The following is a 21,592-nucleotide window of genomic DNA, read 5'->3' as shown; positions in this document are numbered from 1 at the left end:
AGAACACCGCGGAGTGTTTGCGTTCCGCAATCCATCTTTTGCGAAATTCACATCTAATGGCTCTACGCTCGAAAGGCCAAAGGTGAAAAGGAAGTCTGTCGTTTGAAGAAGTTGGAGAAGTGAGCGACTTCGGCAAAGCCGAGGCTGTCGGAAATTTCCGAGATGTTCCAGTTGGTTTGCTTGAGCAGCAGCTTGGCTTCCTGCACCACGCGGCTGCCGATGATGTCGGTGGTGGTGCGGCCAGTGTGTTCCTTGAGCACCTTGTTGAGGTGGTTGACGTGCACGGCGAGGCGGTCCGCATAGTCCTTGGCTGTGCGCAACTGCAGCTTCTGCCGAGGCGTTTCGATGGGAAACTGCCGCTCGAGCAGTTCAATAAACAGCGACGATACCCGGGCAGAAGCGGTATGGGCGGGGTAGAGCGCCGTCACGGGCTGCAGCTTCTGCCCGAGATGAATGATTTCCAGCAAGTACGTGCGAATCAGATCATATTTGTAGGCGTAGTTGGAGCCGATTTCCCGGTGCATCTTTTGAAAGATGGCCTTGATTTCCGCGCTTTCCTCGTCGCTCACTTGAAATACGGGGTAGCCGCCGGCTTGGAAGATGGGCAACTCGTCCAGCACCACCCCGCTCTTGGCTGGCAGCAGAAAGGCTTCGGTGAAGATGCAGAAATACCCCGCCTGCTCCAGGTCCTGCGGCACCCAATGGTAGGGCACCTTGGGTGTGGCAAAGAGCAGGGCATTGCGCTCGATAGCAATTACTTTGTCGGCGTATTCGGCTTGGTTGCGCCCGCTAATCAAGCTGATTTTATAGTAGGCCCGGCGGTCGTAGGGCATCACGGGCTTCTCGCGCAGGCGCTCGAACAACTCCTGGATGTTGAACACATTGAAATGCCCCACTTCTTTTTGAATGTCGGGGGGCAACAAAGCCTGCAATTTCGTATCAAGAGCAGTAGTTGCCTCCTGGTAAAACTGGTCGAGCGAAGTGGGTTTCATCGGGCAGCGAACTTGCGGAATTCAAAGATAACTGTCTTCGCTTCTTGCTTGGTTTAATATTCCTTGCGGGCACCTAGCAGTTAGAAGCTTACAGAAATAGCAAAGAAAAGCATGTCGCTTTCCTGAGCTTAAGTGGGAGCTTGTACAATAGAGAGGGTATGGTTAAACACATAGGGCAAGCCCTAATCAGCATTGGCTACTTCCCTAACACGTTCCGAAGAACAGAGTTTCTACTTGTACGCGTAGTTAACCCAACCGCCGTCTACCAGCAGCTCCGTGCCAGTGATAAAGCTGGCCTCATCGGAAGCCAGGAATAAGAAGGCTTTGGCCAATTCCTCGGGCTGCCCTAGTCGTTGCAAGGCCGTCGAGGAGGCAAAATGGGTCAACACTTCTGCCGGGGCAGCTAACACTAATTCCGTCGCAACCGGCCCGGGACTCACCACGTTTACGCGAATTTTTCTGCCTGCCAGCTCATTCGCGGCAACCTGCGCAATTTTGTTTAAGGCGGCTTTGGTCGCCGCGTACACGCTCGTATTTAGCGTGGCCGCCGTGGCGGAACCGGAAGAGGTGAACAGTACGGAGGCCCCATCCGCCAAATAAGGCAGCAGCTTCTGCAACGTAAAGTAATGGCCTTTCACGTTGGTGTTGAATTGGGCATCAAACTCCGCTTCCGTGGTCCGCTCAATTGACTGAATGCCGACGATGGCGGCATTCAACAGGAGCACATCGATAGTGGCCCCGCTTTCTTGCACGGCTTGTTCCAGCGCGGCGATACCAGCCAGCGCGGAGGTGTCGGCCACTACGGTTCGTAGATGGGGACTATTGATTTTTGCCGCCGCGGCCCGTAGATTCTCTTCCCCTCGGCCCGTTATCCAAACCGTCGCCCCGGCCTCGATAAAGGCCTGGGCCGCCGCAAACCCAATGCCGGTGGTTCCCCCACAAATAATCGCATTTTTTCCTCTCAGACGCATGATGAAAAAGTTTGTTGGTTGACGGGCCAAAAGTAGACTACCCTTGTTCTATTTAGTAACTTTGTAATTAAAAATAACCGTTACATCGGTGTTACCAAGTAACCTTGCCATGTCCTCAAAAGAAGACGCTCAAACCAGACGTAAGTACCTCATGCGAACCGTTCAGGACTCGATGGATGTGCTGAACGGGAAATGGAAAATTGCCATTATTTCCGCTCTTTGCTGTTTCACGAAACGACGGTTTTCCGACATCTTGCATGATGTAGTCGGGATTTCCAATCGAATGTTGAGCAAGGAATTGAAGGAGTTGGAAATAAACCAGGTGATCAAGCGAACTATTGTAGATACGCAACCCATAACCGTTACCTATGAGCTGACCGAACATGGCAAAACCCTGCAACCCATTATTGAAGGGTTAGCGGCTTGGGGAGTTATACACCACAAAAAAATAGTTGGCCAGTGAAGCGTTAGCAAGTACCGCCTGCTACCGACAACTAGAGATGGCTCCACAAGGCACCCCTTTCTGACTGCGGCTTAGTCCGCTTCCTCGCGGTGGGGTGAGCTTATCTTTTATTTGGATGGCCGACTGCCGCTTCTGGAAACCATTTCAGCGGGCCAAGCGACGCTGGCAAACCAGCGGCCCCGCCCCCGAGAAAAGGTGAATTTGGTAAGTTTGCCGCATGGCAAAGCCCGAGGGTCTCCCCGAATTTTATCAGCACCACTTCCAAACTACCCCGGATACCCGGCCCACCGACCTGGGGCAGGTCAATGTATTTCGCTTGGAAGAGTCCCTGGTCCTCGGCGCCGAGCCCGTGCAGTTTAGCCGCCGCGATTTCTACAAAATCGCGCTGCTCCGCCACGGGCACTGTGCCTATCACTACGCCGACCAACGAGTCGAGGCCCTTGGCCCCGCCTTACTGTTTTTCGCTCCGCAACTACCCTACACTCGATACCTGCTCTCCGCGGAGATAACCGGCTTTTTTTGCATTCTTCGCCAAGACTTCTTTCAGGAACGTGGGGGGATAACTCTCCCCGAACAACCGTTCTTCGGGCCCGGCAACGTGCTCATCTACCCCCTCACGGTTCCCCAAGTGGCCGAAGTGAGTGCCTTGTTCGAGAAAATGCTAACCGAACTCGCCTCCGACTACTTGCTCAAGTACGACCTGCTGCGGACCTACGCCGCGGAGTTGCTGCACTACGCTCTTAAACTGCGGCCGGCCGGTACCCGCTACCCGCCGGCTGATGCCAAAGCGCGCCTCACGGCCGGGTTTTTAGCGTTGCTCGAACGGCAGTTTCCCCTCGAGTCCCCCACCCAGCGGGTGGCCTTGCGCTCGGCCCGCGATTTTGCCCAGCACTTAGCCGTGCACCCCAACCACCTCAACCACTGCGTGCGAGCCACAACCGGCAAAACCACCACCGACCACATTGCCGCCCGCTTGAGCAGCGAAGCAAAAGCCCTGCTCCGGCACACGGACTGGAACATCGCCGAAGTCGGCTACAGCCTCGGGTTTGACGAGCCGGCGCATTTCAATTACTTCTTTAAAAAGCACACCGGCCTCACGCCCTCGACTTTTCGGCGTCTTTGAATTTGGTAAGTATCTGAGTGAATTTGGTAAACAGCGGCTATGTCATCGACCGACCTTTGCTGTCGTTAAACAGGCCGCCTGGTGGCAGTAGGCTTCGCTAAAGCGGGGCTTGGTGCTCCTGCCGGGGCGGCGGGTTAACTCGGTTTATCTACAAACATCCGCTCTGGACGGATCCCCCCTTGTTGCCATGATAAAACTGCTCCTTACCCTGAAGCGCCGCGCCGGCATGAGCCAGCAGGAGTTTAAAGACTATCGCCGGAACGTGCATGAGCCGCTGCTGCTTGCCCTTCCCGAAGCCCGGTACATGCGTCGCTTCGTTGTCTCTTACCCCATTCCCGCCGCTGGGTTTGGCGAGCCGAGCTACGATGCGGTAGTGGAAACGTGGTTTGACAGTTTGGAAGACCTGAACGCGTTGTTCTTTTCTGAAAACTTTCAAACCAAAGTGGACCCGGACCATGCCAACTTCCTCGACCTGACCCAAGGGGGGATACTCGTCTCCGAAGAACTCGTTGTAGTGGAAGGATGACAAGGGCCGATGGGCCAGCCTGTCGGTTCCTGTACCCCGACCCCTGGCTACGCAACCCAGGCTCCCCTTTCTTTCGCACCTTCGGGCGGCGGACGGAACATCACCCTCTAATTACCCCTAAAATCTAGTTTACCTGTCATGCCTAAACGGCCCACCCCATCCTTATCTTTCGACGAGGCATGGCGGCCGTCAACACCTGCCTAGTGTACTGAGTCGCCTTCCGCAGCCTCCCATTCAAGGGGAGCAATGCGCCCCGGAGGAAGCATAACGGCCTTGTCTTTTCAGCATTTCTTGTCAGGTATCAAACAAAGGATTGTCTAAACTCTAAAGGTGAAATAGTCGTTTTTGCCTTGAATAGTTTAGTAAATGAAGAGGGATGTTCAAAACCTAATTCATACGCAATTTCACTTATCGTTAAATTAGTAGTTGATATTTTTACTTTTGCCTTTTCAATTAGTTTGTTGTGGATGTGTTGTTGCGCATTTTGTCCCGTAAGGCTTCGTAACATATCACTCAAGTAGCTGGATGAAATATTTAATTTTTCAGCAAGAAAGTGTACCGTTGGTAACCCTTGGGTAAGGGGTCCGTTCGCGCTAAAACATTCTTCTAAAATATCTTCCAGTGCTTGTAATAAGTCATTATTTACAGCTTTACGGGTGATGAATTGTCTTTTGTAAAACCTGTTGCAGCAATTTAAAAGCAATTCAATCTGTGAAATAAGTACTTCCTGGCTGAAATCATCAATCCGGCTGTTGAGCTCTTCTTCAATTAGCTTGAATATGGCGTCTATTGTTGACTTTTCCTGGTCGGAAAGATGCAAGGCTTCGTTGACAGAATAAGAGAAAAAGCCATACTGTTTGATTTTTTTTGCTAAAGGATGGTGCAGTAAAAATTCCGGACTGATAAACAAGGAATACCCTCTATGGCCGTCGGCTTCATCTGCTATCCCAATTACCTGTTCAGGCGCAGCAAATAATAAACCACCTTCATCGAAGTCATAAGACCCTTGCCCATATTTTACGCTTCCAGTCAGCTTTATTTTGTATGATATCTTGTAAAAATTCAGAATAATCGAGTTAGGTAGCGTATTTAAATCGATTTGATTACTTGTATTGTCAATTAAGCTTATCAACGGGTGCTGCGGTTTAGGCAAGCCAAACGCCCGATGGGCTTCGGATAAAGAATTAAATTTATGATAGGGACGCTCTTCCTTTTTCATCTTTCATTTCAATAAAAATCTAACTAGGAACTTACGCGTTCCAGGGTAGATTTGCTTTTTATTTATGCCTTTTTTATTTACCAAGGTAAGGCACCATCAGAACCGGTGAATGTACCGGTTACACCACTTTCGTCCAGCGCCGCACGAACAATGTTACGAGCCGCCACTTCTATCGTCTCCGTACCTTGAAAATTGTTGAGAGCGGTGGCCGGGAAACCGGGACTTGCCGCATTGACCGTGATAGTTGACGTTTCTAATTCAATAGCAAAGCTCAAGGTAACGGCATTAAGGGCCGTTTTAGAGGCGGCATACCCCACTCCAAAAATAGCCCGATAAGGATACGTGGGATCTGCATTTAGATTCAGGGAACCCAACGCACTGGATACATTGATGATTCGTCCGGCAGCAGATTCCTTGAGGAAGGGCAGCATCGCCTGGGTCACGGCGATAACCCCAAAGACATTGGTCTCCCATATGGCTTTCACTTCCTCAAGGGAAGCCATACTTGCCCGGGCCTCGTTGGTAGCCTCTTCAAAGGTTCGGTTCGCTCTTCCGGCCTGTGAGATTCCCGCATTGTTCACTAGTACGTCGATTCTGCCATATTCTGTATGAATTCGTTCGGCTGCCTTGGCTATTGACGTCGAATTGGTCACATCCAACTGGATGGGGATTGCACCAGCCCCAATACCCGTTGCTGCCTCTTCCCCCTTTGTAAGATTTCGAGAACCCACCAGAACGGTGTACCCGTTTGCCACCAGTTCTTTTGCGACTTGTAAGCCGATGCCTTGATTTGCCCCCGTTACGAGGGCAATACGGGTTGCTTGACCATGTTGCGCTTTCATGTGTTGCTTTTTAGTTGAAACACAAAGGTTACCAGAGGCTATTGGCCTTAATTAGGCTAATCGAGGAAAGAGTTAGCCAAAATGAGGAAGTCAGGATTACACCTTTACAGAACCCCTCGACGCTGCCCAACTGCGCGAGTACTTTGCGTTTCCGGATTCCATCCAGGTGCAGGAGGGGGGGCGATTCGGGACAATCTCAATCGGATGACCATACGTCACGAATGGTCTAGGCCTCTTTTCTCTGAACTAACCTCAGCGCAGTGCCGATGGATTGCTAAAATCAGGCTTACGGTAGTCCGAGAAGTTGAATTATATCAAGTAAAGAGCTCTTGTGTGTACACACAGAGTAGCTTGTTAGTGGCCTAGCAGGAACCTTTTCTGCAGATTCACTTGGAAGGTGCTCACTGGGTAAAAGGGCCCGCACCTGCCAGCTCCTCAAGTTGAATTATAAATCGCGAGTTGGTCGCAGGGCCCCCTGAGAAAAAAAAGGGTCTGCCGCCCGAGGCAGCAGACCCTTTTCCGCTTTTCGGCATCCGCCCGTAGCTGGACTGGCCCCTCGTTCCGGGCAGGCGGTTCAAAACGGTGCCCCTCTGCCGCAGCAGGGCCTCCTCGTTCGTTGGACGCTTCAGCGCGCGTCGGGTCAGCGCCGGGGCGGTGGGTTATTTCCGTAGTAGCTTAACGTGCGCTTGGCCCTGGGCCCCGCGCAAGTGCAGGTAGTAGAGGCCTTCCGCCGCGAGCTGCAGCGAGAAGTCGAACGTCAAGGGCTGTCCCGCGGCCGAGATGGTGCGCTGGCCCTGGCTCAGGGTTGTGCCCAACGATGAGACCAAGGTATAGCTCATTTCTCCCTGGAAGGCAGCCGGCAACTCGACCGTAACCCGGCCGTCAGCGGACGGGTTGGGATAGAGCTTGACCTGGGCACTGTAGACCGGCAGCTTGGTCGCCGCAACCGCGGCCAGCGGGCTAGCCGCGGGCCGCTCAGCATTGTTGCTGAGCACTTCGATGGCCGACACTTTGGCTTGGTCCACCCCCGTAACGCCAGAGGCAAAGGCCAGCGAGAGTACCCCGTCGGTGACGGTCACCGAAAAGGACTCGGTGGTGGCCGTCAGCGGGCCTACCTTCCGCACGATGTCATAGGCGCTGAGCACGGTCGTTCCTTCGGCCGCCACGTCGAAGACGCGCTGGCCCGCCGCGTTCCAATAGAGCTCAGCGAAGTGCAGCTTGACCGTGTAGGTGCCGTTGGGCACCGGCAGGTGATAGACGAAGTTGCCATAACGCTCACTCTGGTACAAGGCATCGTCCTCGGTGCCAGCAATGGGCTGGTCGGTAGCAAAGTCGCTGCCGCCGGTCGCGAATTGATCGGCGGCAAAGTGACCGAGGGAGGTGCTCAGCGCGTCCCCACCGGCTTTGAGGCGCAGCACGGCCGCCGGCACCACGTCCAGCACTTCGATGGCCGACACTTTCGGCAAATCCACACCCCTGGTGCCGGGCGCGAAAGTCAGGGTGAGCAGGCCGTCGGTGACGGTGACGGGGAAGGTCTCGGTGGTGGCCGTGAAGGCCCCAACTTTTCGCACAATGTCGTAGGCGCTGAGCACCTGGCTGCCCTCGGCGGCGACGTCGAAGACGCGCTGGCCCGCCGCGTTCCAGTAGATTTCGGCGAAGTGCAACCGGACGGTGTACTGGCCGTTGGGCACGGGCAGGTTATAGGTGAAGCTGCCGTAGCGCTCGGTTTGGTAGAGCGCCTCGTCGGGGGTGCCGGCAATGGCCTGGTCGGTCGTGAAAACGGCCCCGCCCGCCGCGTACTCGTCGGCGGCGAACAGGCCTAGTGCGGTCGTGAGGGGGCCGCCGCCAGCATGCAGGCGGTAGCGGGCCGGGCCGCTGGTAGGGGCCGCCGGCAGCACCGTGACCACGGCCTGAGCGCTGTCCAAGTTGCGCGAGCGGTCCCACACAAATAATGTAACGGGATTAGGGCCCAGGTCGGCGGCGGTGAAGTAGGCCCGGCTCAGCGCCATATAGGCAAGGCCGCAGTTATCGCTGCTGCCGTTGTTGACTTGCTCGGCCGTAACCGTGGCCTGCCCGTTCACTAAGCGCACCGTCACATTTTGGGCGCGCACAATGGGAAGGGTCTCTTCGAAGACATTGATATACTGCCTCACCTGGGTTAGATTGCCGGCTTGGTCGGTTGCCCGCCATAACAGGGCGGTCTGCCCGACGGGGAAAGGGGCGCTCAAGGCCAGCGAATCGCTGCGCACCCCGACTACGGTTACTTGTTCACAAGACTCGGTGACAGTTGGCGAAACCAAGCGGCGCGTCACAACGCAGGAATCGGCCGGGGCCTTAAACGATACGAACTCCGCGGGCACCGTCAGCGTGGGCGCTTCGGTATCGGTCACGGTCACGGGGAACGTCTGCTGGAAGGTGCCCGCGCTGGAGGTCGCTGTGGCGGTCACTTGGCTCACGCCCACCGGAAACACGTGGGGTGAAGTGATGGGCCCGCTGGGCAGCGCATAGGTGAGCGTGGCGGGTGGCCCCGGGGCAAGGGCAGCAAAGGCCAGCTGCGCGCTGCAGGCGCCCCGATCGGTTGTGGCGCTGATGGGTCCGACCACGGGTTGTCCGGCGGGTAGCCCCCCCGTTTGGGCGTACTGAAACGCGAAGTAGGCCCCTTCGCTGGAGCCGGCTACGTATACGAGTCCACTCGGGCTGACGACGACCCCCACCGTCTTTACCCCCGCTGCATTCACTCCGACCGCCCGCGTATGGCGAGCGACCCAGAGCGGCTGGCCATCTTCGGCGGCGTACTTGACGGTGGCCAAGCTGTTGGTGATGGTACTGGTGGGAGTGGCAACGGTCGACGTGCCCGTCACATACACGTTGCCGGCCGAGTCGAGGGCGACACTCGTCGCTCGTTCCAAGCCGGTGCCGGGCCCGGCGTAACGCGCCACCCAGAGCAGTTGACCACTGGGCGAATACTTCCGGGTGGCATACTCGGCGCCCGAGTACCCGGTAACGACCACATTGCGGTTCCCGTCGACGGCCAGCGCACTGACTTGCCCCGGGTTCCCGTCGCGGGCCTGCCAGACTTGCTGGCCACTGGTGCCCGCATACTTGCACGTTACGTACCCGTTCTCGGACACGGAGCCCGTGACCACGACATCGCCGGCCGCATCGACGGCCAGGTCAACCGGGACTCGACCCGCCGAGCGGGTTTGCCAGAGTTGCTGCCCATTAGCTCCCGCATACTTACTCGTCAAGTATCCGCTGCTGCCATCGAAGCCGGTGACCACCACATCGCCGGCCGCATCGAGGGCGATTGCCACCGCTTGCCGGAAACGGGAGAAGTCGGCCGGCAAGGAGTTTGTCCAGAGCGGCTGCCCGGTGGGTGAATACTTCACGGTCGCCAACTCGCCGAAGTCGCTCTCTACCGTCCCTCCCGGATCTGAGGTGCCGGTGACGTAGACGTTGCCAGCCGCATCCACCGCTACGTCCGCTGCGTAATCTCGCCGCCGCATACCCCCGTCGAAGCGCTTACTCCAAAGCAAGGTGCCGTTCCCGGAATACTTGAGGGTAATAAAGTCTTGCCGGTTGCCGCCAGGACCGTTGGTTCCCGTTCCGCTCACGTACACATTGCCCGTGGCATCGACCACCACTTTCGCGGCCCGGCCGATTGCGGCCTCGTCATAGTGGGCCGTCCAGAGTTGCTGGCCACTGGCCGCATACTTCACCGTGACGTATTGGGAAGCGTTACCATTGTAAAACGTGCCGGTTACGACCACGTTGCCGGCCGCGTCTAGGGTCATATCCGTGGCCTGCCCCGCTGTCAGCTGATACCGCGCCGCCCATACCTCGCGGACGGCCTCCGCGGGGCGGGACGCGTTGGGAGTTGGCGAGGGGCCGGGACGAAGTAGTGGGCGCCGGGGCGCTGGCTGGGCAGCCGTTGGGAGAACTGCCCATACCGCGTGGGGTACGCTTTGGTCGACCTGTACCTGAGTTGTCAGGGGGGGCAGCAAGAAACCTGCTGCGAGCAGCACCTGCGTAAAATAGAGCATACAAGGGGTGGGATATGGGGAAAAGAAGAAGGCAGACGGGAAACGGCTAACCAGCCGGCAAGAAACGGCAGCACTCTCCTGCTTGACGGTGCCTGGCTCTGCGACAAGTACCAACTAGCGAACCACCGGCAGCACATGAACAGGTACTAAGATCCCCGAAATAGTAGAAATATAACAGCAATCAAGTATAAATATATTCGCTTGCGCGCGTGGCGAAGGACGCGCTGCCTTGAAACCCGAAGGTTTGTTAGTACCTCTTTTGCAGCAAGCCGGTAGGTGCTGCCCTAGACTTATTTCTTTTTGGCCCTCCTAACAAATCCTGAGAAGGGAGCGAACAAGATAGAGGTGGTCCCTTAGCAAGCCAGCATACTTCCTCATTCCTTTGAGCCCGTTTGGTGAGCAGAGCAACTAAATGACACTGGACAAAAAAGCGTTTTCTGTTCTGGCAGCCGCCAGTCGCAGTTCAAGAGAGCACGTGCTTATTGCCTTAATCATCAAGGAGAGAAAGCACGACATTTCCCTGTCAGAGGGCTTGCATGAAGTGCTGCGCGAGGTTGTCCTGGTGCGGAATATCGAGGGCGATGGTTCGCCGCCGCTACAGCAAATGAATCTGCCCGCTAGGGGTGTGGCCAAGGATTCTGGTGCTGGCCCCTACGTCTGCAGTTCCTGATGTACGTGCGGAGGAGAAGCGTTTTGCAATGCAATACCGCGGTACCAGTCGGGACTGAACTCTCGCTAACCGACAAGCTTGGCGGCCCCGCGTAAGGCGTTTCGGTTGGCTACATAAAAGTTCTGGCGGGTAAGCTGATTGAGTTGGACTAGCAGGAAGGTAAGGCGGCTTTAGTTAGCACCCAGCCCAAGAATGTTGGCTCGCTGGTGCTCATAAGCGCGGTAGAGCCGAGCAGGCATCAACGCGCGCGCTAGCTCATTGCCGGCCGGCGTATCGTCGAGGTGCAAGCCTTGCAGATAAATCGTCTCGATGGCCGCGGCCAAGTACGCATCAGCGCGTTGCAGTAGGGTATCGGCTACGGCAAAGCAGTGGCGTAACAAGCTGGGGTGGCACTCATCGATGGCGCGGCGGGTGAACACGGCGAAGCTGTCGAGTTGGCTGTAAAAGCCGCTTCGCCCGTGGGGACCTTGGGTACTACGTAGGGAAAAAGTTAATTCCGGGAAATTGCTGGCAAGCACTTGAGCCGTTTCAACGGGAGTAAGCATGGCAAAAAACAAAGGGGAGGGGGTGCCCGACCGCCTACGGCAGAACGACGAGCAACAGAAGTAAGAGAAAATACAACTCAGCTAACTAATGCAATAGCAGCCCAAAGCAGCAGCAAGAAACCCAATGCGTATTTCATGACGAAAAAAGGATAAACTTAGGATAGGCTTCGTCCTAGGCGGCATGCGGATAACAGGCCTGGCAGAGGGCCGCGGGCATGAACTGCCGCACCAACTGCGCGTCCTGGGGTAATTCGGACAAGCGCAGGGCGGGCAAATAAATATGCACCACCGCCGAAGAAAGCGCTGAATCGTTGAGGTGTAACAGCTGGCCGGCCAGCAGCAGACAGTCGCGCAGTTCGTGCAAGCGGCCCCGAATAGCTACCTGCCGGGTATAGGCCGCGAAGTACAACAACTGTTGCGGCATGGTGGCTGGCAAGCAAGTCGGCTGCAAGTCGGAACGAGGGCGGGGAAATGCTGGACAAGCAGCGTCGCCAGTTGATGGGGAGCAAACATAAGCAGCAGAACAGAAGGTGAAACCAACCGGCCCCGTGGCACACACCCAGGACCGAAAAACCTGTTCACTGCTTAGTCAAGGCAGATGCCAGCCCCGTACAGCCAGCAAGAATTATTGATAACAATTAGATAGTGAGTTGATTAAATAGAAAATCGCTCTTTATGGCGTACCCTAAAATACCACCCGCCCCTATCGAAACGCTAGAGGCGGGCTACTGCTTCGCTAGGCAGCGAGGGGCCCGCTAATTTACATGGTCGAGTTACGGAGTGGACTGGCGGCTGCTTGCGCACGAGTTGCCGCTCCGGGCGCTCGGGAATGGCAAGGGGCCAATTTGCGCTGGTCACGTTGCTGTTGTCGAGGCCAACCCGGTAAGTATAGCCACTTGGCTGGCTGCCGCCGGAGCAGCGCATAGAAGCTCAGAATAGCCCGCAGCGCGTACAGCGGGGTGGTGCCAATATCCCCGTACACGATGTCTAGCGCAATAAGAACCCCGGCCGGGGTGGCCACGTGCAGGACGGCGCCGGACGCGGCGGCAGCAGTAGCAGACGGAGTAACTGGCGCGGATGATGCTATCCAGAGCGAACAAGATAAAGAGACGCGTTCCGGCATACGTTGCCGTATGCCGGAGCGCTACAACTCGTACTCCTGAATCTTGCGGTAAAGGGTGGTCAGGGCGACGCCCAGGATGCGGGCGGCTTCGGTTTTATTGCCGTGGGCTTCCTGCAACACACTGCGAATGTGCTGGCACTCCATACTGCGCAAGGTGCGCTCGTGGGCGGTGGACGGGCCCGAGGCGGGAGCGAGTTGTTGGGCGAACTCAACGGGTAGGTTGTCGGGGCTCAGCCACTCGCCCTCGGCCAAAATGACGGCGCGTTCCAGCACGTTCTTCAGCTCCCGCACGTTGCCGCGCCAGTTGTAGTGGGTGAGCTGGCGCAGAAAGTCGACTTCCATCCCGCGCAAGCGCTTGCGCAGCTTGGCGGCGTAGAAATGCAGGAAGTGCGTGGCCAGCGGCTCGATGTCTTCGCGGCGGGCATTGAGCGGGGGCACGGCCACGGTGAACACGGCCAGCCGATAGTACAAGTCGGGGCGGAAATGGCCGGCTTCGGCTTCCTGGCGCAGGTGGCGGTTGGTGGCGGCCACAATGCGCACGTTTACGGTTACAGGTTTGGTATCCCCGATTTTGGTGAAGCTCTGCGTTTCGAGCACCCGCAGCAGCTTGGCTTGCAGCTCCAGCGGCAGCTCCCCTATTTCATCCAAGAACAGCGTGCCGCCGTTGGCTTCCTCCAGCAGGCCGCGCTTGTCGGTCAGGGCCCCCGTGAAAGCGCCTTTGCGGTAGCCGAGCAGCTCCGATTCCAGCAAATCCTTGGGGAAGGCGCTGCAATTGACGGCCACAAATGGCTTGGTGCGCCGTGGGCTGGCCGCGTGAATGGCTTGCGCAAACAACTCTTTGCCCGAACCCGTGGGTCCTTCCAGTAACACGGTGCTGTCGGTGGGCGCTACGCGCAAGGCCAGGGCCTTGGCTTGGGTGAGCGGCGCGGAATGACCAATCATCGAATCGAAGGTGAACTGCGGGGCCAGTTGCTTTTCCAGCTCGGCCACGCGGCGCTGCAGGCGGGCTTTTTCGGCGGCCCGCTCCACTACCACCACCAGCTGGTCGTCGGAGTCGCCTTTGGTGAGGTAGTCGAAGGCGCCCGATTTCATGGCCTGCACCCCATCGGCAATGGTACCGAAGGCCGTCATCAGGATGACCTCCACCAGGGGCCCCACGGCCTTGTAGCGTGGCAGCAAGCTCAGGCCGTGGCCGTCGGGCAGCTTCACGTCCGACAGCACCACCAGAATTTCCGCAGCGTGGTCGCGCAACAATTCCAGCCCCTGCTGCGCAGTGGGCGCTGGTAGCACGGTGTAGCCTTCCAGTTCCAGCACGCGGGTTAACAACTGCCGCAGGCTGCCTTCGTCGTCAATCAGCAGTAGGGTTCCGTCGGGCATAAGGATCGTAGCCAGCATGTTCGGTGGCTAGAGGTGCAAGGGTACACAAAAAGCTTGAAAACTGGCCTCAATGAGCTTAATGGCAGCAAGCAGTGAACGAGTAGACCCCAGTCGTTTCGCCAGCAGAGCGCAGCATAACGCTAGGGGGCCTGGCACGCGGTCGGGGCGCTCAAGCCTCTACAAGCCCGTTTTGGCCGGTTGGCACCCTATTGGCGGCTTGGCAACCGTCCTGCACCTCAGGGGTACAGAAAAAAACGGATCTACCTATGCCATGCCCTCTTCGGTGGTTTGCTCCTTGTTCTGTTTGCTTGGTATTTCCGGCTGCCTGATTCCTGGCTATGACTGCAATTGAGTTGGAGATTGAACGGGCTGCCTTGGCCTACCATGCGCAGCGCACGGCCATCGAACTGACCGCTACTGATTATGCCGAGTGGTTGTTGACACTTCCCCCCGGCCAGCACAACTACTACGCGCAGCAAGGCTTCGAGGCGTGCTGCGCAGTAGCCGCCTTTCAGCGCTACTGTTTGGAATGGCGCGGCTTTTCGATGCGTGACTATTTCGTGAAGTGTCTTTCCTACGAAGCTTTTCGCTTCTGGAGCACCCGCCCCTAAAATTCTTGTATTAAGCGGGCGCTCCGCCCGGTAGTTGTCAGCCTAAGATCACTCGTGGGCCTAAGGGCAAGAGCCAAAAAGTAATTGGCCCCCCAGTTGCCCACCCCGCGGAGCTTCCCGCTACGGCAAGTTTGAAGCAGCCGGACGGGTGAACCCGGCCAGCAACCGTCCCCAAACCGAGCGTAACGCCGCCTGGCGTTTTGCTACTGGAGGGTTGCAAAATGCTAGGGGGCGTTCTCTTAAAAAGGGGGCCGCAGAGTCTGGCAGCAGCTTTAAGCGGCTTGGCACCCCGTTGGTGCCAGATGGTTTTTCCTTTACTACTTACCTTCTGAAAATGGCAGGGTTGAATTTAAGGCTACTAAGGGAATTGACGGTGTTCTTGGCCGGGCCCATAGGGTATGCTCGGCCCTACATCGCCTCCGTTCGGCCCATAGTGGGTAGCGAGCGTCCACTAAACGAGATGCAGTATGGCAGCTAAACAAACCAGGCAGGGCTGGATTGCCCGCGCACGGGCCGTGCACGGCCCGCGCTACGATTACTCACTGGTCGTCTATCGCGCCAACGCCGCTATCGTCGTGATTGGCTGTGCGGTGCATGGATGCTTTGCGCAGGCGGGTCACCAGCACCTGCAAGGATACGGCTGTCCGGCCTGTCGGGCGGCGGAAGCCGGCGCGGCAGCTGCGCGGGCCAGTAGCGCAGCAAACTCACGGCCGCGAGCGTGGTGACAATCATAGGCAGCACCAGCACGGCAACGCCCGCGCCCCGGCCCCCGTGTGCCCCTGCGCGAACTCAGCCGGACTTAGATACGGCTCTAGATCCCGCCAGCTCTAATAATAAGCGTCCCCTCCCTGCCTTACCAAGTCGGCGGCCGCGGGTTGTGGTGCTCGCCATTGATCCCGGCGGAAAAAATTTATGCGCGAAGGCGACCTGACCCGCGGGTTAGCGTAGCGCGGGGTCCTCGTCGGCTAGGGGCAGGGTGAGGGTGAAGGTGGTGCCTTGCCCTTCCGCACTCGTGAAGGCGATAGTTCCCTCGTGCAGCTCGACAATGGTCTTGATGATGGACATGCCCAGGCCCGTGCTGCGTTCGCCCCGCAGCCCCGGGCGCCGCGCCGGGGTGAACTTCTCGAACAGCGTGGGGTGCAGGGCTTCGGGAATGCCCACTCCCGTATCGGCCACGCGTACCAGCGCCTGCCCGGGCGCGTGGGCCAGGCTGACGGTGATCGTGCCGCCGTCGGGCGTGAACTTGAGCGCGTTGCTGAGCAAGTTGTTGATGACCTGCATGAGCTTGTTCTGGTCGATGACGACGTAAAGTGGCGCTTGCTCGACGTGGAAAGCAAAGGATTTGCCTACGTAGGGTTCCCCCTGCTGGTACTGCGCCATCACCAAGCGCAGTTTTTCCACCAAATCCACCCGTTCGCGCTTGAGCTCGACGTGAACCGAATCCAAGAACTCGTGATCCACGAAATCACGAATCAGGTTGACGCTGTCGCCGCACAGTTGTCGCATGTGCTCGACCATGCGTACCAGCTCCGGGTTTTGCAGCGGGGCCATCGCCTCGTGGAAGTAGTCGCTCATTTGCTGTAACATGGCAAAGGGGCCGGCCAGGTCGTGGGAGAGGATTTCGAGCGTGGTGTTCTTTTTCGAGTTGTACTTGTCGGCATGCCAGAGCATGACTTTGGTGGTCGTGATATCCTCCACCAGGCCGCCCACCTGCGTTTCGCCGTCGGAACCAACCAGGTGGTGCGGGGTCAGGCACAGGTGCTGATCCTCGCCGGTGGGCTGCCGCAAGCGCAACTCAAACGGTTCGTGCAGGCCCCCCGCTTGCCAGCGCCGCCAGCAGTCCGCGGCGTGGTCTTGGTCGTCGGGATGCACGCGCGCCAGCAACGCCGGCAACTCCTCGTTGACGCGGGCGCAAGTGCCATGTAGCACCCGCTCGTAGGCCGGACTCACGTACAGCACCCGCTGCTGCGTCAAGGAATACACGAAGAAGAGCATGGGACCCTGTTGCAAAAAACTCGCGAAGAAGGGCAGGGGATACGACATAGAAAAGGGCTGACGAGGCAGCAGAAGGGAAAGGGAAGCGCAATTACTGCGACGAGCAGCACTGCCGGCTGTCTAACGGGAAAAGGAAAGTTGCGCTGGAGGGCCGAGTACTTGCGTTACCTAGGGCATGCAGAGACTCGTTCGGGTTCCTACTGCTCGAGTACAACGCTGCTCGTACGGGCTGGGCAGATTGCAAGATAGCAGTTTTCACGCATAAATTATCTTAACAGTGCAATTGCTGATTGTTTGGCATAACATCGAAAGATAGTTGTACTTTATATAATACAATAAATGCTGAGAAATAGGCTCTTCCCTACTTGGCTCCGTGTTACGGCGGTACGTCTGGCAGCCTACAGCAAAGTGTATTTTTGCTTCCTCTTCCGTAGCGGAAACTACGGTCGCCAGGAGGGCTACCGCCCTATCCCGTGAGTGGCCGGTTTCTGGTGCTTTTACTGGCCAAGCCCTGCCTACTATCGTTCCTGAAAATAAACCTGCGTTTCCACCGTTACTCCTTCAGGTTCGGTCCGGGCAGAAAGAGGAGAACGAAGAACTCCCATGCGAAGCTACGGGTTGAAACAAAGACGAGGCTGTACTATCTGTCAGTAAGCGCGTAATGTTCGACCTTGCGCGCGGTTCTTGGCGCCAAACGCGTACCTTTCCGCTTCTGACGAAGGTTGTTGCTTGTTGGTCGTTGTTATGCCTGATCTGCCCCCCTCTGCGTATCAGGCTCTCGAAGCCGAGCTGCGCGCCGCTCAAGCTGAAGTGGCGCGCCTGCAGGCCGAGCGCGACCAGCACGCGGCCCACCACGCGGAACGCGAACGATACCGCCTCAGCCAAGTGCGTTTTCGCACCGTATTCGAGCACTCCCCGCTGGGCCATAAAATCATTGCGGCCGACCTCACCATTCGGCAGGCCAACGCCGCCGTAGCCGCCTTGCTGGGCTTGGCTTCGCCGCTGGATTTGCTGGGCCACACGATTCTCGAGTTTGCCCACCCTGATTACGTGGCCGACTGGGCCCGCTTACAGGTTGCCCTCTGGGCCCACCACCTGCCCTGGTTTGCCCTCGAGACGTGCCTGGTGCGCCCCGACGGCAGCCTAGTGTGGTGCCGGGTCACGTCGGTCTTGTTTCCCGACGAAAGCGGCGAGCTCGGCTACACCACACTGGAAGACATTTCCGCCCGCCGCCACCTCGAAGCCCAGGTGCAGCACACCACCCAGGCCTTGGAAGACGCCAACCAGGACCTCGGAGCCAGCAACGAAGAATTGCGCGTACTCAACGACGAGCTGCAGCACACCAACTCCGCGTTGGGTCAGCTCAACACCGAGCTCGACACGTTCGTGTACGCCGCCGCCCACGACCTGCGCCTGCCCGTGGCTAATCTGCAAGGGCTAGTGCAGGCCCTGGTCGAGCAACTGCCCCCCGCGGCCCGGCAAGCCGAGCAAGTCGAGCTTATCCTGACCATGATGCAGGAGTCGATGGCGCGCTTTCGCCACACGCTCGACCGTCTGGCCGACTTTGGTGCGACGCGCGTACAAGCCGACCTCCCCCGCGAGTCGGTGCAGTTGGCTGCCGTGCTCGAAGAAGTACGCCAGGAACTCGCCGTTCAGTTCGCGGCCACCGGCGGGCAGTTGGAGGTAGAGCTGGCCGGCCCGGCCCGGCTTTGGTTTGCCGCCAAGCACGTGCACTCGGTGTTGTTGAATTTGATCAGCAATGCCCTCAAGTACCGCCACCCCGACCGCGTGCCCATCGTGCGCGTGCGCAGCTACCGCGAGGCGGGCCGGCTGGTCGTGCGCGTGCACGACAACGGGCTGGGCTTGAGTGCGGCCCAGCAGCAGCAGCTGTTCGGCTTGTTTCGGCGCTTGCACGCCCACGTCGAGGGCACGGGGGTGGGGTTGTACTTGGTGAAAAAGATCCTCGACCAGGCCGGAGGTAGCATCGAAGTCGAAAGCGAATTGGGTCGGGGCTCCACCTTTACGGCCACCTTTCCAACTTAAAGATCCATTCTTTGGACAGGCCGGGAGTTTGCGTAGCCGAGTAGATACAGGCTGACAGGCCAATGAACTGTTTCAGCGCCAAAGTAGTGGCGGATGCCCATTCCCCGGTTAGCCATCCTTTTATTGGTTCGTTTTTTAAGACGACACCAATAGCTGTACCGTCTAAAAAAGGCTCCAGTAACCCGACGAATATGGCTCATCACTCCTCTGGCCCAACGGTTTGCAGCCAGTGAATACACTCCGGAGCATCGACAATTGACCAGGAATGCGGGAAGGGCCGTCGGCCAAGGCGTCCTTTGCCGCGCGTCTCTAGGTACTGCGCCCGCTGGTTGCCTTGCCGCCGCAGACACGCTACCAACAGCTGGAGGTGGGCCGCATTCAGATCCGCGAGCTGCAGGGTGGGACAGTAGTGCTGGCGCCAAAAGGCCAGGTCGGGCTCACAGTACACGCGCACGGGAATCGCTTTGAGCAGGACCAAGTTGCCGCCGCTGGGACTGCTGCTGGAAAACGCCGAGTACTGATGATAGGCCGCCGGCACCTGCTCGGGCGAGCCGCCGAACGCCTGGGTTAGGGTGGCCACCAGCGAGCGGCCTTCCCGCACCAGCAAGGGGCTGCACTGCTGGGCGATGCGCCGCTGCCCCACCTGCCAGAAGGCGGCCAGATCCACCGGGGGGTCGACGCCAAACACGGCTTTCACCCGCAACGGCAGGCGGGTCGTATCCCCCACCAGGCGTTCGGCATAGGATAAGGCTAAGTGTCCGCCGGCCGAAAAGCCGCCCAGGAACAACAGGCGCTCCATGTTCGGGTACTGTGCCAGCAGGTGGCGCAGGACGTCATCGAGGTAGTGGGCACTGGCCGAGTCGAGGTAGAGCCGGTTGTTGAGGGTGGGCACCACCGTCAGTAGGCCCGCTCGGGCCGCTTCCTGGGCCAGGCTGGTTTGCTGGAACACGTCTTCGGCTTTCTCCCCCAAGCCGGGCAGTAAGAGCAGCACTCCCCGCGGGGTCGGCCGTTGGGGAGCGAGCACGAAGAGGGCTAACGGCGTAGTGGGCTTGCTGGCTTGATACAAATGGGTTTCGTCGCGGAGGGGCAGACGTTGTTTCTGCACCGTTTGGGCAGCGAGGGGTAGCGCGGTTACCAGCAGAACAACCATTGCCCTGCCGAGCAGCAGGCGAAAACGCGAAGCGAGTGACATCGAGGACGAAGAAGAAGTGGCCTAGCCGCCAGATGCAGCGCGGGTCACCAGGGTTGCTTCCAACTAACATAACGCCAGTTGCACCGTGTAGCTGGCTTGCAGGGCCAAATCCCTCGTAGCGCGCGGCCCATAGCTGCTGCCCACCAGCCGAATATTTAACCGTGGCGTAAGCACTCTGGCCGGAGCTTGTGTAGGAACGACCCGTCACGGCCACATTACCCGCTGGATTTAGCGCCAGATTGGCGGGCACTTCCTGGCTGTTTCTGACACCAGTGCTGTTGTAGGTTTTCACCCACAATTGCCCGCCGCTGGTTGAATATTTGAGCGTAAGGAAGTTGTAGTTGGCGGTGGTGTCGCCATCACTAAAGCCGGTCACCACCACATTACCGCCCGCGTTTACAGCCATAGCCGAGGGTGTATCAAACTCGTTGCTTAACCGTGCAAAAGAAGGACGTATATTTCTTGCTGGGGGCCAGCTAGCTTAGACCACCTCAGTTATTCTTGCTAAGCCGACGCCGCCCATGAAACAGGTTCTTCTTTTTCTCTGCTCTGTTCTTTTATCTTTCCCCTGTCACGCGCAGCCGGGCAAGCAACTGGTCCTGGGCCAAACCGACAGTATCCCCTCAACTCTGTTAAAAGAACAGCGAAAGTTTTATGTGCACGTCCCCTCTAGTGCCTCCGGCAAGGAGGGGGCCAACAAACGGTATCCGGTGGTGTATCTCTTCGATGCCGACGCCCAGTTTGCCGCGACGACTAGCCTGATTCAATACTTGAGCACCAATTACAACACCGTTTGTCCGGAAATGATCGTGGTCGGCCTGCTTCATTCGGACCGCAGAAAAGATTTAACCCCCACGCATGTCACTACAGACCCGCCTTTTTGGGCGCCTGGTACTAGCAAAACGACCGGCGGGGGCGAGAAATTTATTGCCTTTATCGAACAGGAATTAATCCCCTACATTGACCGGCACTATCCGACCCGACCCGACAAACTGCTGATTGGCCACTCGCTCGGCGGGCTGACGGTGATGCAAATCTTCGTGCACCATACCCGACTATTTAACGCCTATATCTGTATTGACCCCAGCATGTGGTGGGACAAGCAAACTCTCTTAAAAGAAACCAAACGGGCGTTGGAACAGAGAAGCTTCCAAGGAACCGCCCTGTATCTCGGCATTGCCAACACGGCCGAGCAGGACATGGAGTTACCGGCGGTGCGTGCGGATACGACGGCGGAGACCTTGCACATGCGCAGTGTATTGCAATTGCAGCGCTATTTGGAGACCAACAAGCACAATGGGTTGAAGTACCAGGGCAAGTATTACAAAGACGAGAGCCATATGTCGGTGCCCTTCATCACCGAATACGAGGCCCTGCGGTTTCTATTTGGCGCGGGGCGAAAGTAGCCCGCCCCTCATCGAGCGCTCAGCGGGACGAGCGGGGGGGGCGCGAGCAAAGCTAGGTGTGAGCGGCTGAGGGAGGGCCTCACATGCGGCGGATGGCAGCGAGCAGGGTGAGCAGGTGCGGGTCGGTGATGCAGATTGGGTGAGCAAGCAGGAATAAGGCACAAAACAAGAGTGCCGCCCCCTGCCCAGCTACCTAGAACAATCGCTGGGCCACTTTCAGCGGGAGCTAACTTTTGCAACAGTCCCGCACCCACGTTCAGGGGCAAACGCAACATTGAGCTTTCTACGCAAACACTCTGCGTTCGCTGCTTCCGACCTTTGTGTGGTTAAGTGTAACCGGGAAAACGTATGAAAACGGAGCCAGCGCCCCTCTTTACGCCGCCGGGCATCATCTATTCGCGGTATGCGAGCCGCCACATCGAGACGGACCAGTGCGTGGCCGTGCATGGCC

18 protein-coding genes are annotated in these 21,592 nt (G+C 57.9%); 7 read left to right on the top strand and 11 right to left on the bottom strand.

All coding sequences use genetic code 11. The features are described from left to right. Positions 1-62: 62 nt before the first annotated feature. Both P1X16_RS20395 and P1X16_RS20390 read right to left on the bottom strand, forming a co-directional pair. On the bottom strand, positions 63-992 hold the full coding sequence (locus P1X16_RS20395; RefSeq protein WP_277233065.1) for a helix-turn-helix domain-containing protein: 930 nt from the start codon (positions 990-992) through the stop codon (positions 63-65). Between the two features lie 230 nt (positions 993-1,222). Beyond that, positions 1,223-1,963 (bottom strand): SDR family oxidoreductase, encoded by a 741-nt coding sequence (locus tag P1X16_RS20390; RefSeq protein ID WP_277233063.1) that lies wholly within the window; start codon positions 1,961-1,963, stop codon positions 1,223-1,225. Between the two features lie 109 nt (positions 1,964-2,072). Between P1X16_RS20390 and P1X16_RS20385 the strand changes: the two genes are divergently transcribed. The 3 genes from P1X16_RS20385 to P1X16_RS20375 all read left to right on the top strand — a co-directional run bounded on the left by P1X16_RS20385 (position 2,073) and on the right by P1X16_RS20375 (position 4,075). Further along, the gene (locus tag P1X16_RS20385) at positions 2,073-2,426 is read left to right on the top strand and encodes a helix-turn-helix domain-containing protein (RefSeq protein WP_277233061.1); all 354 of its coding nucleotides are present in this window, start codon (positions 2,073-2,075) and stop codon (positions 2,424-2,426) included. Between the two features lie 217 nt (positions 2,427-2,643). Further along, positions 2,644-3,549, top strand: a complete 906-nt coding sequence (locus P1X16_RS20380) for a helix-turn-helix transcriptional regulator (protein ID WP_277233058.1) — start codon at positions 2,644-2,646, stop codon at positions 3,547-3,549. Between the two features lie 187 nt (positions 3,550-3,736). Next, positions 3,737-4,075: an EthD domain-containing protein gene (locus P1X16_RS20375; RefSeq protein ID WP_277233056.1), complete on the top strand. Its 339-nt coding sequence runs from the start codon at positions 3,737-3,739 to the stop codon at positions 4,073-4,075. A gap of 301 nt (positions 4,076-4,376) precedes the next feature. Here the strand turns inward: P1X16_RS20375 and P1X16_RS20370 are convergent, their stop codons facing one another. The 3 genes from P1X16_RS20370 to P1X16_RS20360 all read right to left on the bottom strand — a co-directional run bounded on the left by P1X16_RS20370 (position 4,377) and on the right by P1X16_RS20360 (position 10,179). Beyond that, positions 4,377-5,294 carry an AraC family transcriptional regulator gene (locus P1X16_RS20370; RefSeq protein ID WP_277233053.1) on the bottom strand — a complete coding sequence of 306 codons (918 nt, stop codon included), beginning with the start codon at positions 5,292-5,294 and terminating at the stop codon, positions 4,377-4,379. A 77-nt stretch (positions 5,295-5,371) separates the two neighbouring features. Next, positions 5,372-6,136: an SDR family NAD(P)-dependent oxidoreductase gene (locus tag P1X16_RS20365; RefSeq protein ID WP_277233050.1), complete on the bottom strand. Its 765-nt coding sequence runs from the start codon at positions 6,134-6,136 to the stop codon at positions 5,372-5,374. Positions 6,137-6,795: 659 nt separating this feature from the next. Next, positions 6,796-10,179 carry a malectin domain-containing carbohydrate-binding protein gene (locus tag P1X16_RS20360; protein WP_277233047.1) on the bottom strand — a complete coding sequence of 1,128 codons (3,384 nt, stop codon included), beginning with the start codon at positions 10,177-10,179 and terminating at the stop codon, positions 6,796-6,798. Positions 10,180-10,591: 412 nt separating this feature from the next. Between P1X16_RS20360 and P1X16_RS20355 the strand changes: the two genes are divergently transcribed. Next, complete coding sequence (locus P1X16_RS20355) at positions 10,592-10,849, top strand: hypothetical protein (protein WP_277233044.1); 258 nt, start codon at positions 10,592-10,594, stop codon at positions 10,847-10,849. Positions 10,850-11,019: 170 nt separating this feature from the next. Here P1X16_RS20355 and P1X16_RS20350 read toward each other — a convergent pair whose 3' ends face one another. From P1X16_RS20350 to P1X16_RS20335, 4 genes are all read right to left on the bottom strand, one after another. Continuing rightward, positions 11,020-11,394: a hypothetical protein gene (locus P1X16_RS20350; RefSeq protein ID WP_277233042.1), complete on the bottom strand. Its 375-nt coding sequence runs from the start codon at positions 11,392-11,394 to the stop codon at positions 11,020-11,022. A 172-nt stretch (positions 11,395-11,566) separates the two neighbouring features. Beyond that, entirely contained in the window at positions 11,567-11,818 is a 252-nt protein-coding gene (locus P1X16_RS20345; RefSeq protein WP_277233040.1) for a hypothetical protein, read from the bottom strand. Positions 11,819-12,154: 336 nt separating this feature from the next. Beyond that, on the bottom strand, positions 12,155-12,517 hold the full coding sequence (locus P1X16_RS20340) for a hypothetical protein (RefSeq protein ID WP_277233037.1): 363 nt from the start codon (positions 12,515-12,517) through the stop codon (positions 12,155-12,157). Positions 12,518-12,538: 21 nt separating this feature from the next. Next, positions 12,539-13,912, bottom strand: coding sequence for a sigma-54 dependent transcriptional regulator (locus P1X16_RS20335; protein WP_277233034.1), 1,374 nt, complete (start codon positions 13,910-13,912; stop codon positions 12,539-12,541). Positions 13,913-14,232: 320 nt separating this feature from the next. Between P1X16_RS20335 and P1X16_RS20330 the strand changes: the two genes are divergently transcribed. Beyond that, positions 14,233-14,505, top strand: coding sequence for a hypothetical protein (locus P1X16_RS20330; RefSeq protein WP_277233031.1), 273 nt, complete (start codon positions 14,233-14,235; stop codon positions 14,503-14,505). Between the two features lie 939 nt (positions 14,506-15,444). Here P1X16_RS20330 and P1X16_RS20325 read toward each other — a convergent pair. After that, the gene (locus tag P1X16_RS20325; RefSeq protein WP_277233028.1) at positions 15,445-16,548 is read right to left on the bottom strand and encodes a PAS domain-containing sensor histidine kinase; all 1,104 of its coding nucleotides are present in this window, start codon (positions 16,546-16,548) and stop codon (positions 15,445-15,447) included. Between the two features lie 696 nt (positions 16,549-17,244). Here P1X16_RS20325 and P1X16_RS20320 point away from each other — a divergent pair. Continuing rightward, positions 17,245-18,543 (top strand): HAMP domain-containing sensor histidine kinase, encoded by a 1,299-nt coding sequence (locus P1X16_RS20320; protein ID WP_277233026.1) that lies wholly within the window; start codon positions 17,245-17,247, stop codon positions 18,541-18,543. A 199-nt stretch (positions 18,544-18,742) separates the two neighbouring features. Here the strand turns inward: P1X16_RS20320 and P1X16_RS20315 are convergent, their stop codons facing one another. Next, positions 18,743-19,735: a hypothetical protein gene (locus P1X16_RS20315; RefSeq protein ID WP_277233024.1), complete on the bottom strand. Its 993-nt coding sequence runs from the start codon at positions 19,733-19,735 to the stop codon at positions 18,743-18,745. A gap of 521 nt (positions 19,736-20,256) precedes the next feature. Between P1X16_RS20315 and P1X16_RS20310 the strand changes: the two genes are divergently transcribed. Next, positions 20,257-21,141, top strand: coding sequence for an alpha/beta hydrolase-fold protein (locus P1X16_RS20310; RefSeq protein WP_277233022.1), 885 nt, complete (start codon positions 20,257-20,259; stop codon positions 21,139-21,141). Positions 21,142-21,592 lie beyond the last annotated feature (451 nt).

Source organism: Hymenobacter sp. YC55 (genome assembly GCF_029433095.1).
Lineage (GTDB): Bacteria > Bacteroidota > Bacteroidia > Cytophagales > Hymenobacteraceae > Hymenobacter.
Note: the sequence above shows the minus strand (reverse complement) of the source record. Positions and strands in the feature narration are given on the sequence as shown.